The sequence below is a fragment of the Pseudomonas sp. Tof1 genome, from assembly GCF_055390395.1.
Genome location: NZ_AP024344.1, coordinates 5178607 through 5192442, shown reverse-complemented (window position 1 = coordinate 5192442; position 13836 = coordinate 5178607). Strand labels below are relative to the sequence as shown.

Sequence of the window (13836 nt, the reverse complement as noted above, 5' to 3'; positions counted from 1 at the left end):
GGGAACTCCTCATGGACACCAAACTGCTCGATATCCTCGCTTGCCCGATCTGCAAGGGGCCGCTCAAGCTCAGCGCCGACAAGACCGAGCTGATCAGCAAGGGCGCCGGCCTGGCGTTCCCGATTCGCGACGGCATCCCGGTGATGCTCGAGAGCGAGGCGCGCACCCTGAGCGCCGATGAGCGTCTGGACAAATGAGCACTCCGTTCATCGTCGTGATTCCGGCGCGGTATTCCTCCACGCGCCTGCCGGCCAAGCCACTGCAACTGATCGCCGGCAAGCCGATGATCCGGCACACCTGGGAACAGGCGCGCAAAAGCAGCGCCCAGCGGGTGGTGGTGGCCACCGACGACCCACGGATCGTCGAAGCCTGCCAGGCCTTCGGCGCCGAAGTGCTGTTGACCCGCGAAGACCATGAGTCCGGCACCGATCGCCTGGCCGAAGTCGCCAGCCTGCTGGGGCTGGAACCGGAGGCGATCGTGGTCAACGTCCAGGGTGACGAGCCGTTGATCCCGCCGGCGGTGATCGACCAGGTTGCGGCCAACCTGGCGGCGCACACCGAAGCGCGCATGGCCACCCTGGCCGAGCCGATCGAAGAGGTCGAGGCGCTGTTCAACCCGAACGTGGTCAAGGTGGTCAGCGACATCAACGGCCTGGCCCTGACCTTCAGCCGGGCCACCTTGCCCTGGGCCCGCGACGATTTTGCCGGGGATCGTGAACACCTGCCGAAAGGCGTGCCGTTCCGTCGGCATATCGGCATTTATGCCTACCGTGCCGGCTTCCTGCATGACTTCGTCGGCTGGGGCCCGTGCTGGCTGGAAACCACCGAGCGCCTGGAGCAGTTGCGGGCCCTGTGGCACGGCGTGCGAATCCATGTGGCCGACGCCCTGGAGGCACCGCCCACCGGCGTCGATACACCACAAGACCTCGAACGCGTTCGTCGTTTGCTGGAGGCCTGATGCGGGTCCTGTTTGTCTGCCTGGGCAACATCTGTCGTTCGCCCACGGCTGAAGGCGTCTTGCGCCACAAGTTGCGCGCGGCCGGTCTCGCCGAACTGATCGAGGTCGATTCCGCCGGTACCGGCCACTGGCATGTCGGCAAGGCGCCGGACAGCCGCAGCCAGCGGGCTGCGCGGCTGCGCGGCTACGACCTGTCGGCGCAGCGCGCCCGCCAGGTGAGCAGCGCGGATTTCAACCGCTTCGACCTGATCCTCGCCATGGACCAGAGCAACCTGCGCCACCTCAAGCAGCTGCAGCCGGCCCAGGGCAAGGCCGAGCTGGACCTGTTCCTGCGTCGTTACGACGGTGCGTTGGACGAGGTCCCGGATCCGTACTACGACGAGGAACACGGCTTCGAACAGGTACTGGACCTGATCGAGCAGGCCAGCGATCGCCTGGTCGACGAACTCCGGGGGCGTCTATGAGCCTGCAACCGCAAGCCGGTGTTTCCCTCAAGCCCTACAACAGCTTTGGCGTCGATGTCCGTGCCCAGTGGTTCGCCGAGGCCCACGGTGATGACGACGTGCGCGAGGCCCTGGCTTTCGCGGCGCAGCGGCAATTGCCCCTGCTGGTGATCGGCGGTGGCAGCAACCTGCTGCTGACCGGCGATATCCAGGCGCTGGTGTTGCGCATGGGCAGTCGCGGCATTCGCCTGCTCAGCGATGACGGCCAGCGTGTGATCGTCGAGGCCGAGGCCGGCGAACCCTGGCATCCGTTCGTGCTGGCTACCCTGGCCCAAGGCTGGTATGGCCTGGAGAACCTCAGCCTGATCCCTGGCACCGTCGGCGCCGCGCCGATGCAGAACATCGGTGCCTATGGCGTCGAGATCAAGGATGTGTTCGCTGGCCTCACCGCCCTCGACCGGCAGACCGGCGAATTGCGCGAGTTTTCCCTGCAAGAGTGCCAGTTCGGCTACCGCGACAGTCTGTTCAAGCACGCCCAGGGGCGCTGGCTGATCCTGCGGGTGCGCTTTGCCCTGAGCCGGGTCGAGCAGTTGCACCTGGGCTACGGTCCGGTGGCCGAGCGCCTGAAAGAGCAGGGTGTCAGTCAGCCGGGGGCGCTTGATGTCAGTCGGGCGATCTGCAGCATTCGCAGCGAGAAACTGCCGGACCCGGCGGTACTCGGCAATGCCGGGAGCTTCTTCAAGAACCCGCTGGTCTCGGCCGCTCACGCCGCCGAGCTGAAGCAGGCTCACCCCGCGCTGGTTGGTTATCCACAGGCCGACGGGCAGGTGAAACTGGCGGCCGGCTGGTTGATCGAGGCGGCCGGCTGGAAGGGCTTCCGCGATGGCGACGCCGGTGTGCATCGCCTGCAGTCGCTGGTGCTGGTCAACCACGGCGCGGCGACGGGGGAGCAACTGCTGGCCCTGGCCCGGCGGATCCAGGCCGATATCGCCGAGCGTTTTGCGGTTCAGCTGGAAATGGAACCGAACCTCTACTGAATGAGGCTATGCTGATCGTTGGTCAGCCGGAGCGCTTTCTCTCAAAGCCCTGTGCAGTCGGACTGCATGGGGCTTTTTTGCATGGAATGGCTTTCCCCGGGCTGGTCAAAACGGTAAAAAAGCCTCAACGAACGGCCCGGTGAAGCATCCGCTTCACAAGAGAGCCGATTAGCCTGAGTCGATCTGCTGCCGTCCGTGCGGCCCCTTGCAGATGGCTCGACCCCATGACCTTCAACGATGCGGGCGTGCCCATGATTACCCTGAAACTCAATGGTCAAGACCATCCCCTGGACGTCACCGAGGATATGCCGCTGCTCTGGGCTATTCGCGACGTGGCGGGTTATACCGGGACCAAATTCGGCTGCGGCATGGGCCTGTGTGGTGCCTGTACCGTGCATATCGACGGCCTGGCGGCCCGTTCCTGCGTCACGCCGATCGGCTCGGTGGTGGGCCGCGACGTGCGCACCATCGACAACCTGCACAGCGATCCGGTCGGCCAGGCGGTACAACAGGCCTGGCTCGACGGTGGCGTGGCGCAGTGCGGGTTCTGCCAGGGCGGACAGATCATGTCGGCCACTGCCCTGCTCAAGGTGAACCCCAAGCCCAGCGACGAGCAGATCGAGGAAGCCATGCTTGGCAATATCTGCCGCTGTGGCACCTACAACCGCATCAAGACGGCCATCCAGGCCGCGTCCGCCCATTTGCAGGAGGCCAAGGCATGAGCCGCTCCCTGAACGATTTCGCCCTGAGCAACCTCAGCCGGCGCGGCTTTCTCAAGGGGGTCGGCGCCACTGGCGCGCTGGTGCTGGCGGCCACCTGGGGCCTGCCCGATGCCTTTGCCGAAGGCGAGAAGAAGTACGGCGCCGACGGCATGCCCAATGGCTGGGTCGACGATCCCAAGGTTTATGTCAGCATCGACGCCGATGGCAGTGTGACGGTGGTCTGCAACCGTTCGGAGATGGGCCAGGGCGTGCGTACCAGCCTGAGCATGGTGGTGGCTGACGAACTGGAGGCCGACTGGGCGCAGGTCAAGGTCCGCCAGGCGCCGGGAGACGAAGTGCGTTTCGGCAACCAGGACACCGATGGCTCGCGCAGCATGCGTCACTGGTACGAACCCATGCGCCGCTGTGGTGCTGCCGCACGGACCATGCTGGAACAGGCTGCCGCGCAGCAATGGAACGTCCCGGTCGGCGAGTGCCGGGCGCAGTTGCACAAGGTTATCCACAGCCCGAGCGGGCGCGAGCTGGGCTATGGAGTCCTGGCCGCCGCTGCCGGCGCCCTGGCGGTGCCGCCGCGGGACAGTCTGCGGCTCAAGCAGCCCGCGGAGTTCCGCTATATCGGCAAGGAATCGACGCGGGCCATCGACGGTGCGGATATCGTCAACGGCCGTGCCCTTTACGGGGCCGATATCCATTTCGAGAAGATGGTCTATGCCACCGTGGCGCGTCCGCGGGTGTATGGCGGCAAGCTCAAGTCGTTCGATGCGGCGGCGGCGCTGAAGGTGCCTGGCGTGCTCAAGGTGCTGGAGATCGAACCTCGCCCGTTGCCGTCCGAATTCCAGCCGCTGGGTGGCGTGGCGGTGATCGCCAGCAACACCTGGGCCGCGATCAAGGGGCGCGAGGCGCTGAACATTGTCTGGGACGATGGCGACAATGCTCGCTACGACTCGGTTGCCTATCGCCAGGAACTGGAAGCCGCGTCGCGCCAGCCGGGCAAGGTGGTGCGCAATACCGGCAATGTCGATGAGGCGCTCAAGGGGGCCGCGAGCCACTTCGAGGCCGGCTACTACCTGCCGCACCTGGCGCAGGCGCCGATGGAGCCGATGGTCGCCATCGCCCGTTTCAACGACGGGCAATGCGAGGCCTGGGCGCCGACCCAGGCCCCCAGGTCACCCGCGAGCGGATTGCCGAGCGGCTGGGCATCGGTTTCGACCAGGTCACCGTCCATGTCAGCCTGCTCGGTGGTGGCTTCGGGCGCAAGTCCAAGCCGGACTACGTCATCGAGGCGGCGATCCTGGCCAAGGCGATGCCGGGTACGGCGGTGCGGGTGCAATGGACCCGCGAGGACGACATCCACCACTCCTATTTCCACACCGTGTCGGCGGAATACCTGCAGGCCAGCCTGAACCAGGACGGTACGCCATCCGGCTGGCTGCACCGCACCGTGGCCCCGAGCATCACCGCGCTGTTCGCGCCGAACATGAACAACGAGGCGGCGTTCGAACTGGGCATGGGTTTCACCAACATGGCCTATGACATTCCCAACGTGCGCCTGGAGAACCCCGAGGCGAAAGTCCACACCCGGGTCGGCTGGTACCGCTCGGTGTCGAACATTCCCCATGGTTTCGCCATCCAGAGCTTCGTCGACGAACTGGCGCACAAGGCCGGCCAGGATCCGCTGGCCTATCAGCTCAAGCTGCTGGGACCCGACCGGCAGATCGATCCGCGCAGCCTGAGCGAACAGTGGAACTACGGTGAGTCGCCGGAGCGTTACCCGATCGATACCGGACGCCTGCGCACCGTGCTGGAAACCGCGGCCAAGGCGGCCGGTTGGGGGCGCAAGCTGCCCAAGGGACGTGGCCTGGGCCTGGCGGTGCACTACAGCTTCGTCACCTATGTGGCGGCGGTGATCGAGGTCGAGGTCAAGGACGATGGCACGCTGATCGTGCACAAGGCCGATATCGCCGTGGACTGCGGACCGCAGATCAACCCGGAACGGATCCGCTCGCAGTTCGAGGGCGCTTGCGTGATGGGCCTGGGCAACGCGGTGCTGGGCGAGATCAGCTTCAAGGAGGGCCAGGTCCAGCAGGACAACTTCCATATGTACGAAGTGGCGCGCATGTCCCTGGCCCCCGGGAAGTGGCGGTGCACCTGGTCACGCCGCCGGGCCAGGTGCCACTGGGTGGTGTCGGTGAACCTGGGGTGCCGCCGATCGCGCCGGCGCTGTGCAATGCGATCTTCGCTGCCACCGGTCAGCGTATCCGCAACCTGCCGGTGCGTTATCAACTGCAAGGCTGGAACAAGGCGCAGGCCTGATGGACAGCGTCGATCTGAATGTCCTGCGCAGCGTCCTGCAGTGGCGCCGCGCCGGGCACCGGGTAATGCTGTACAGCGTGGTCCGGACCTGGGGCAGCGCGCCGCGCCAGCCCGGGGCGATGCTGGCCTTGCGTGGGGATGGCATGGTGATCGGCTCGGTGTCGGGTGGTTGCATCGAGGATGACCTGATCGCCCGCCTGCACGATGGGCGCCTGCCCGCAGACGGGCCCCCGGTGCAACTGGTGACCTATGGTGTCAGTCGCGAAGAGGCGGCGCGCTTCGGCCTGCCGTGTGGTGGCACCCTGCGTCTGACCGAGGAACGGGTCGGCGATGTCGCCTGGGTCGAGCAACTGCTGCGGCGTTGCGAGGCTCACGAGATCGTCGCGCGTGAACTGGATCTGCTCAGCGGAACGGTGACTCTGCATGAGGCCGGCCGGCAGGATCTGCTGAGCTTCGATGAGCGCACGCTGCGGGCCATCTACGGGCCGCGCTGGCGCCTGCTGCTGATCGGCGCCGGGCAGTTGTCGCGCTATGTGGCGCAGATGGCGCGGATGCTGGATTTCGAGGTACTGGTCTGCGATCCGCGCGAGGAGTTCATTCACGGCTGGGAGGAACCGCACGGCCGTTTCGTACCGGGCATGCCCGATGAGGCGGTGCTGAATATCCAGGCCGACGAGCGCACGGCGATCGTCGCGCTGACCCATGACCCGCGGCTGGACGACATGGCCTTGCTGACGGCGCTCAATTCCAGGGCCTTCTACGTCGGTGCGCTGGGCTCGCGGGTCAACAACCGCAAGCGGCGGGACAATCTGGCGCTGCTGGGGCTGGGCAGCGAGGCGATCGCACGGTTGCATGGGCCGATCGGCTTGCCTATCGGCAGTCACACGCCGGCGGAGATCGCCTTGTCGCTGTTGGCCGAGATCGTCGCGATCAAGAACGGCGTGGAGTCACGGCAGAAGAAAGCGGAGCTGGCACCGGGTGAATGAGTCGATTGCCGCGATCATCCTGGCGGCGGGGCAGGGCAGTCGGTTCCGGCAGGTGGCCGGGGCCGATCAGGACAAGTTGCTGGCCGCTTGCGAGGGGCGTGACGGGGTGGTGCGTCCGGTACTGGAACAGGTGCTGCGCAGCCTGCCTGACAGCCTGGGCGCGCGGGTGCTGGTGACCACGGCGGATCGGCCTGAAGTGATTCGCCTGGGCCAGGCCCACGGCTGCCGGGTGCTGTTGCCCGGGTCCACGGGCATGGGTGAAAGCATTGCCACCGGGGTCGCCGCCAGTGCCGAGGCCGACGGCTGGCTGATGGTGCTGGGGGATATGCCATTTATCCTGCCGGAGACCTTTGAACGGGTGCTGGCGAGGATGACAAGGGAGCGGATCTGCGTACCGACGCTGGCTGGCGGGTATGGGCATCCCGTGGGGTTCGGCCGCGATTTCGGGGAGGCGTTACGGGCGTTGTCCGGTGATCGTGGAGCGAAGGCGCTGTTTGCCACGGGGCGGGTCGAGCCGGTGCCGGTGGGGGACCGCGGGATCGTCTGGGATGTCGATGTGCCTGCAGCTCTGGTTTTCGAAGCGCACCACCCATGACCCATGAAAAAGCCCCGCCTGCATCACTGCAGGCGGGGCTTTTCATTGGCCATCGAATCAGGCGTGAGGCTTGTGCTCTTCGACTGTTTCCAGGGCTTTTGGCGCGTGCTCGATCACTTCTTCGGCAGGCTGCGAGTTTTCCTCGGTAGCCGCTTCGTTGTGAACGACAGGGGCCGCAGGGGCCTGTTCCGCCTCGACAACCACCGGCGCCGGTTCGGCAGCAAGGGCAGCTTCCTCGGCAGGAGCAGCCGCGGCGGCAGCCAGTTCGGCAGCCTTGCGTGCTTCTTCCTCGCGCTTGCGACGGCGTACTTCACGTGGGTCGTTCGGTGCGCGGCCATTGCTGGTCAGGACCACCGCTGGGGCTTCCACCGCAACCGGAGCCGCTTCTTCAGCGACCACTGGTGTGGCTTCGACAACCGGAGCGGGCTCAGGCTGAGCGACGACCGCAGGTTCCACGGCAGCAGGCTCGGCAACCACGGGCTCGGCAACCGGCGCTTCGACGGCGGCAGGTTCGGCAGCCCACTGGAAGGTGGCCTGGATTTCCTGAGCAGGTTCGGCAGCCTTCTCGACGACCGCTGCTTCAACTGCCGGTGCTTCAGCCGGGGCAGCCTCGACAGTCGGGGCTTCGGCGGCTGGAGCTTGCACGACTGGAGCCTCGACCGCCGGCTCAGGCGCGACGAACACCGGCAGCTCGGCGGCAGCGGTTTCGATCGGTGCTTCAGCTACCGGCGCAGCTTCGCGAACCTCGGCGACTTCCACTTCCGGTGCGGCGATCACCTCAACCGGGGTGGTCGCTTCAACGGCAGGCGCTTCAGCGGTCGGGGTTTCCAGGGTGGCGGCGGTGGCACGTTCAGCCTGCTGATGCGCTTCGGCTTCGGCGTTGGCGCTGATCGCGCTGCTGGCAACGGCGGCGGTCACGGCCAGGCCGGCAGCCAGTTCGGCGCCGCTGGCTTCGGCCTGCTGGCCTTCGCCGGCTTCATCCGAGCCTTCGATCACGTTGCCGTTGGCATCGCGCTGACGTTCACGACGGTTGCTGCGACGACGCTGGCCACGGGAGCGACGACGTGGACGCTCGCCACCTTCGGCGTTGTCCTGGCCATCTTCCAGTTGCTCTTCGCCCTGCAGGACTTCTTCCTCGCTGGCCGCGGCAGCCTGTTCGGCGCGTGGCTGACGCTCTTCACGCGGTGGGCGTGGCTGGCGTTCCTCACGTGGCGCACGGGCTGGACGTTCCTCGGCGACTACCGCGGCAGCGGCAGCAGCGGCTACGGCACCGACGGCCGGGGTGGCATCCAGCGGCTCGCGCAGTTCGCGTACACGTTCCTCGCGCTCGCCGCGTGGCTTGCGCTCTTCACGTGGGGCACGCGGCGCGCGTTCCTCGCGTGGTGGGCGCGGTGCACGTTCTTCGCGGGCGGCTGGCACGTCGTCACGGGTTTCACGCAGTTCGCGCGGGGCGCGCTCCTCGCGTGGCGCACGCTCCTCACGTGGGGCGCGCTCTTCACGCGGCTCGCGTGGTGCCCGTTCTTCACGAGGTGCACGTTCTTCGCGCGGCTTGCGGTCTTCGTCGCGGCGGCCGTTGCGGTTGCGGCTCTGCTGACGGCCGTTGCGGCGCTCTTCGTTGCGCGCCGGGCGTTCGGCGACAGGCTTCTCGACCACCACCGGCGCGGCCGGTTCTTCCTTGCCGGCGAACAGGCTGACCAGCGACTTCACCAGGCCCTTGAACAGGCTTGGTTCCGGGGCTGGAGCCGGAGCCGGAGCGGCGGCAACCGGGGCGGCCACTTCGGTCGGCACCGGTGCATTGGCGCGGGCCGGGGCGGTCTTGACCGCAGCTTCCTGGCGAACCAGGGTGCGGGTCGCGGCCGCCGGCTGGGCTTCTTCCGCTTCGGCGGCGGCGGCAGCGATCTCGTAGCTGGACTGGTTGTTGGTGGCGTCCGGGTTGTCGTCACGCAGACGTTGCACTTCGAAGTGCGGCGTCTCCAGGTGATCGTTCGGCAGGATCACGATGCGGGCGCGGGTGCGCAGTTCGATCTTGGTGATCGAGTTGCGTTTTTCGTTGAGCAGGAATGCGGCAACCGGGATCGGCACCTGGGCGCGGACTTCGGCGGTGCGGTCCTTCAGGGCCTCTTCCTCGATCAGGCGCAGGATTGCCAGGGACAGCGACTCGACGTCACGGATGATGCCGGTGCCGCTGCAGCGTGGGCAGACGATGCCGCTGCTCTCGCCCAGGGATGGGCGCAGACGCTGACGGGACATTTCCAGCAGGCCGAAGCGCGAGATGCGGCCGACCTGAACGCGGGCACGGTCGGCTTCCAGGCATTCGCGGACCTTTTCTTCCACGGCGCGCTGGTTCTTGGCCGGGGTCATGTCGATGAAGTCGATCACGATCAGGCCGCCGATGTCGCGCAGGCGCAGTTGGCGGGCGATTTCTTCAGCGGCTTCCAGGTTGGTCTGCAGCGCGGTCTCTTCGATGTCGCTGCCTTTGGTGGCGCGCGCCGAGTTGATGTCGATGGACACCAGGGCCTCGGTCGGGTCGATCACGATGGAACCGCCGGACGGCAGCTCGACGACGCGCTGGAAGGCGGTCTCGATCTGGCTTTCGATCTGGAAGCGGTTGAACAGCGGTACGCTGTCTTCGTACAGCTTGATCTTGCTGGCGTACTGCGGCATCACCTGGCGGATGAAGGTCAGGGCTTCGTCCTGGGCTTCGACGCTGTCGATCAGCACTTCGCCGATGTCCTGGCGCAGGTAGTCGCGGATCGCGCGGATGATCACGTTGCTTTCCTGGTAGATCAGGAAAGGTGCGGAACGATCCTGGGAGGCTTCCTTGATCGCGGTCCACAGTTGCAGCAGGTAGTCGAGGTCCCACTGCATTTCTTCGCTGCTGCGGCCCAGGCCGGCAGTGCGGACGATCAGGCCCATGTCGGCCGGGGCGACCAGGCCGTTCAGCGCCTCGCGCAGTTCGTTGCGCTCTTCGCCTTCGATGCGGCGGGAGATGCCGCCGGCACGCGGGTTGTTCGGCATCAGCACCAGGTAGCGACCGGCGAGGCTGATGAAGGTGGTCAGGGCGGCGCCCTTGTTGCCACGTTCTTCCTTCTCGACCTGGACGATGACTTCCTGGCCTTCGCTCAGGACTTCCTTGATGTTGACGCGGCCTTCGGGTGCCTTCTTGAAGTACTCGCGGGAGATTTCCTTGAGGGGCAGGAAGCCGTGGCGCTCGGAGCCGAAGTCGACGAAAGCGGCCTCGAGGCTGGGCTCGATACGGGTGATCCGGCCTTTATAGATGTTGGCCTTCTTCTGTTCGCGCGCACCGGACTCGATATCCAGGTCGTAGAGGCGTTGGCCGTCTACCAGCGCAACACGCAACTCTTCGGGTTGAGTTGCGTTAATCAGCATTCTTTTCATGTAGTACCGTCGGTTTCCGGGCTGCCGGAAACGGCGTTCGGCACACACGACTTCTCACGGTCGGTGTCAGGTGCGTCATGGAGTGGCGGGCCATTCCAGTGTCTAGCGAGATTTCGGCCTACTAGTACTAGTGGCGAAGTCGCGACCGACGCTTCCTGCTTGCTGTGGTGGCATAAGCCCCGCTTTAAGCAAAACTGAGTCAGGAGGAGGAATCAACCGCGGGTGTGGACGATATGAAGCGTCTTGAACAAGCCTAATGCTACACAGTCCGACGGTTGTGCATCTCCACCCTACACGTATCCCTGATAATTCGGGTGCTGCCGCGCGCAGAATCCGCAGCGGGTTGCATTTACCGTGAACGCCGAAAGGGCAGTTCACGCATCATGGCTAATTAGGCGTTGTTTCCGACGCCTTCGCTGTCGGTGGGTCCTGCGACTGACTGCACTTTGTGAACTGTCCGTGAATATCGGCTCGGGAGACGAGTGGTTACTCAGTTTCCCGGCTCGCTTCAGGCCTCATGTCACCTGCGCTTGTTACAATCGCGAACCTGCCAAATGTAGCGAAAGCCCCGTAGGACGGCCTCGCGTCCTGATGAATTGCGTGGGTCAGGGTCGGCTGTTTGCCGTTGTTCCGCTGCCCGGCCGCTTTTGGCGGCGTTCGCGACTATAGCAGCAATGATTAAGTGCTTCAATTCCATAAAAAATTGTTATCATCCGCGACATGACGACGACTACCCCCCCGACCTCTGGCGTTCAACTGCTCGAGGTTTCGCCGGAATTTGCCGGCCAACGCATCGACAATTTTCTCCTGGCCCGGCTCAAAGGCGTACCCAAGACCTTGATTTACCGCATCTTGCGCAAAGGCGAAGTGCGAGTGAACAAGGGGCGGATCAAGCCCGAGTACAAGCTGCAGGCAGGCGATATCGTTCGTGTGCCTCCCGTGCGCGTTCCCGAGCGCGACGAACCCGTGCCTGTCGCCCAGGGGCTGCTGCAGCGCCTGGAGGACTCGATCGTGTATGAGGACAAGGCGCTCATCGTGATCAACAAACCGGCGGGTATCGCCGTGCATGGTGGCAGCGGCCTGAGTTTCGGCGTGATCGAAGCCTTTCGTCAGTTGCGTCCCGAAGCCAAGGAGCTGGAGCTGGTGCACCGCCTGGATCGCGACACCTCCGGGCTGCTGATGATCGCCAAGAAGCGCAGCATGCTGCGCCATCTGCACGAGGCGTTGCGCGGCGATGGCGTCGACAAGCGCTACATGGCGCTGGTGCGTGGTCACTGGGCAACCTCGGTCAAGCAGGTGCGGGCTCCGTTGCTCAAGAGCAACCTGCGCTCCGGCGAGCGCATGGTGGAGGTCAACGACGAGGGCAAGGATGCGCTGACGGTGTTCAAGGTGCTGCGTCGTTTCAACGACTTCGCCACCCTGGTCGAAGCCAAGCCGGTGACCGGTCGCACCCACCAGATTCGGGTGCACACCCTGCATGCCGGCCACTGCATCGCCGGCGACAGCAAGTACGGGGATGACGACTTCACCCGGGAAATCCGTGAACTGGGCGGCAAACGCCTGTTTCTGCATGCCTACATGCTGACGGTGCCGCTGCCTGATGGCGGCGAGCTGAAGCTGCAGGCGCCGGTGGATGAAATGTGGGCCAGGACCGTGGAGCGCTTGAGTGCGGGCTGATTACAAACTGCTGATTTTCGACTGGGACGGCACCTTGGCCGATTCCATTGGTCGGATCGTCGAGGCGATGGGCGCGGCGGCAGGGCGCTCCGGTTTTCCACTGCGGGACGAGCGGGCGGTCAAGGGCATTATCGGTCTGGGCCTTCCAGAGGCGATTCGCACCCTTTATCCAGAAATCTCCGACGAAGAGCTGGTAGTTTTTCGTCAACACTACGCCGATAGCTACATCGCCCTGGAAGCGGTACCTTCGCCACTGTTTCCGGGCGTGGTCGAGTCCATGGCGGCGTTCCGCGAGGCCGGCTACCAATTGGCGGTGGCCACTGGCAAGGCTCGTCGCGGGTTGGACCGGGTGTTGAAGGCCCATGGTTGGCTGGATTATTTCGATATCACCCGGGCCGCCGACGAAACCGCGAGCAAGCCGCATCCGCTGATGCTTGAGGAGATTCTCGCCCATTGCGGCGTGCCGGCGTCCCAGGCGCTGATGGTCGGTGACTCGGCCTTTGACCTGCAGATGGCCCGCAATGCCGGCATGGACAGCGTGGCGGTGGGTTACGGTGCCTTGTCCCTGGATGAGTTGCAGGTGTTCGAACCGCGCCTGGCGATCGACAGTTTTCCTGAGTTGCATGCCTGGTTGAATGGCCAGGCCAATTGAGTCTACTGGGGTGAGCACATATGGCTGATGAATGGAATGCACCGTCCAAGGCGAATGCCGACGGCGAAGATAAAAGCTGGAAGCTGCTGGAGCGTACGCTTCAGGCCGGCATCACCGAGCAGCGTCGGGCCCGGCGTTGGGGGATCTTCTTCAAGCTGCTGGCCTTTGTCTACGTGGGAACCGTGTTGGTGATGCTCTCGCCCCTGGTCGATGTGGAAAAGAGCGCCAGTCGTGGCGCTCACTACACCGCGTTGATCGAGGTGCGCGGCATGATCGCGGACAAGGAGTCGGCCAGCGCCGACAATATCGTCGGCAGCCTGCGTACGGCCTTCGAGGATCCCAAGGTCAAGGGCATCATCCTGCGTATCAACAGCCCGGGCGGCAGTCCGGTGCAGTCGGGCTATGTCTATGACGAGATCCGTCGCCTGCGTGGCCTGCATCAGAATACCAAGGTCTATGCGGTGATCTCCGATCTCGGTGCGTCGGGCGCCTATTACATTGCCAGTGCGGCCGACGAAATCTATGCCGACAAGGCCAGCCTGGTCGGTTCCATCGGTGTGACGGCGGCGGGCTACGGATTCGTCGGTACCATGGAGAAGCTCGGCGTGGAGCGTCGCGCCTACTCCTCGGGTGAGCACAAGTCGTTCCTCGATCCGTTCCAGCCACAGAAGGCGGATGAGACCCGCTTCTGGCAGGGCGTGCTGGACACCACCCACAACCAGTTCATTGCCAGCGTGAAGAAGGGCCGGGGTGACCGCCTCAAGGACAAGGAGCATCCGGAGCTGTTCTCCGGGCTGGTCTGGTCCGGCGAGCAGGCGTTGTCGCTGGGGCTGATCGACGGCCTGGGCAGTGCCAGTTCGGTGGCACGGGACGTGATCGGCGAGAAGAAGCTGGTGGACTTCACTGTTCAGGAGTCGCCGCTCGACCGCTTCTCGAAAAAGCTCGGGGCGAGCGTGGCTGAACACCTGGCCATGTGGATGGGTTTCCAGGGGCCGACCCTGCGCTGACAGCCTCTGCGTACGCCCACCGTCATCCTGCGGTGGGCGTGTCCCGG

The 13836-nt window shown here is 65.1% G+C and carries 11 protein-coding genes and 1 pseudogene; 11 read left to right on the top strand and 1 reads right to left on the bottom strand.

What is annotated here, in order from left to right:
* The first annotated feature begins 11 nt into the window (after positions 1-11).
* The 8 genes and pseudogenes from ACZ5KU_RS23190 to ACZ5KU_RS23155 all read left to right on the top strand — a co-directional run bounded on the left by ACZ5KU_RS23190 (position 12) and on the right by ACZ5KU_RS23155 (position 7054).
* Positions 12-197, top strand: coding sequence for a Trm112 family protein (locus ACZ5KU_RS23190; protein WP_017905777.1), 186 nt, complete (start codon positions 12-14; stop codon positions 195-197).
* The gene (gene kdsB, locus ACZ5KU_RS23185; protein ID WP_054061192.1) at positions 194-958 is read left to right on the top strand and encodes a 3-deoxy-manno-octulosonate cytidylyltransferase; all 765 of its coding nucleotides are present in this window, start codon (positions 194-196) and stop codon (positions 956-958) included. The genes ACZ5KU_RS23190 and kdsB overlap by 4 nt, the downstream gene beginning before the upstream one ends.
* Positions 958-1422 carry a low molecular weight protein-tyrosine-phosphatase gene (locus ACZ5KU_RS23180; RefSeq protein WP_054061191.1) on the top strand — a complete coding sequence of 155 codons (465 nt, stop codon included), beginning with the start codon at positions 958-960 and terminating at the stop codon, positions 1420-1422. The genes kdsB and ACZ5KU_RS23180 overlap by 1 nt, the downstream gene beginning before the upstream one ends.
* Positions 1419-2438, top strand: a complete 1020-nt coding sequence (murB, locus tag ACZ5KU_RS23175) for a UDP-N-acetylmuramate dehydrogenase (RefSeq protein WP_054063009.1) — start codon at positions 1419-1421, stop codon at positions 2436-2438. Before ACZ5KU_RS23180 ends, murB begins: the two co-directional genes overlap by 4 nt.
* 251 nt (positions 2439-2689) lie before the next feature.
* On the top strand, positions 2690-3160 hold the full coding sequence (locus ACZ5KU_RS23170) for a (2Fe-2S)-binding protein (protein ID WP_054061193.1): 471 nt from the start codon (positions 2690-2692) through the stop codon (positions 3158-3160).
* Positions 3157-5473, top strand: a pseudogene (locus ACZ5KU_RS23165) (xanthine dehydrogenase family protein molybdopterin-binding subunit). The gene ACZ5KU_RS23170 and the pseudogene ACZ5KU_RS23165 overlap by 4 nt, the downstream one beginning before the upstream one ends.
* A complete protein-coding gene (locus ACZ5KU_RS23160) occupies positions 5473-6459 on the top strand; it encodes an XdhC family protein (RefSeq protein WP_054061188.1) in 987 nt (328 codons plus the stop codon). The pseudogene ACZ5KU_RS23165 and the gene ACZ5KU_RS23160 overlap by 1 nt, the downstream one beginning before the upstream one ends.
* On the top strand, positions 6452-7054 hold the full coding sequence (locus ACZ5KU_RS23155) for a nucleotidyltransferase family protein (RefSeq protein ID WP_464736338.1): 603 nt from the start codon (positions 6452-6454) through the stop codon (positions 7052-7054). The genes ACZ5KU_RS23160 and ACZ5KU_RS23155 overlap by 8 nt, the downstream gene beginning before the upstream one ends.
* A 57-nt stretch (positions 7055-7111) precedes the next feature.
* Here ACZ5KU_RS23155 and rne read toward each other — a convergent pair whose 3' ends face one another.
* Positions 7112-10453 (bottom strand): ribonuclease E, encoded by a 3342-nt coding sequence (gene rne, locus ACZ5KU_RS23150; RefSeq protein WP_464736337.1) that lies wholly within the window; start codon positions 10451-10453, stop codon positions 7112-7114.
* A gap of 720 nt (positions 10454-11173) precedes the next feature.
* On the opposite strand from rne, the gene rluC reads away from it, so the two are divergent.
* Genes rluC through sppA form a run of 3 tightly spaced genes read left to right on the top strand, consistent with a single transcriptional unit; the run spans position 11174 to position 13789 of the window.
* The gene (gene rluC / locus ACZ5KU_RS23145; RefSeq protein WP_054061148.1) at positions 11174-12130 is read left to right on the top strand and encodes a 23S rRNA pseudouridine(955/2504/2580) synthase RluC; all 957 of its coding nucleotides are present in this window, start codon (positions 11174-11176) and stop codon (positions 12128-12130) included.
* Positions 12120-12782, top strand: a complete 663-nt coding sequence (locus ACZ5KU_RS23140) for an HAD-IA family hydrolase (RefSeq protein WP_054063006.1) — start codon at positions 12120-12122, stop codon at positions 12780-12782. The genes rluC and ACZ5KU_RS23140 overlap by 11 nt, the downstream gene beginning before the upstream one ends.
* A gap of 20 nt (positions 12783-12802) precedes the next feature.
* Positions 12803-13789 (top strand): signal peptide peptidase SppA, encoded by a 987-nt coding sequence (gene sppA, locus ACZ5KU_RS23135; protein WP_054061150.1) that lies wholly within the window; start codon positions 12803-12805, stop codon positions 13787-13789.
* The last annotated feature ends 47 nt before the right edge of the window (positions 13790-13836 follow it).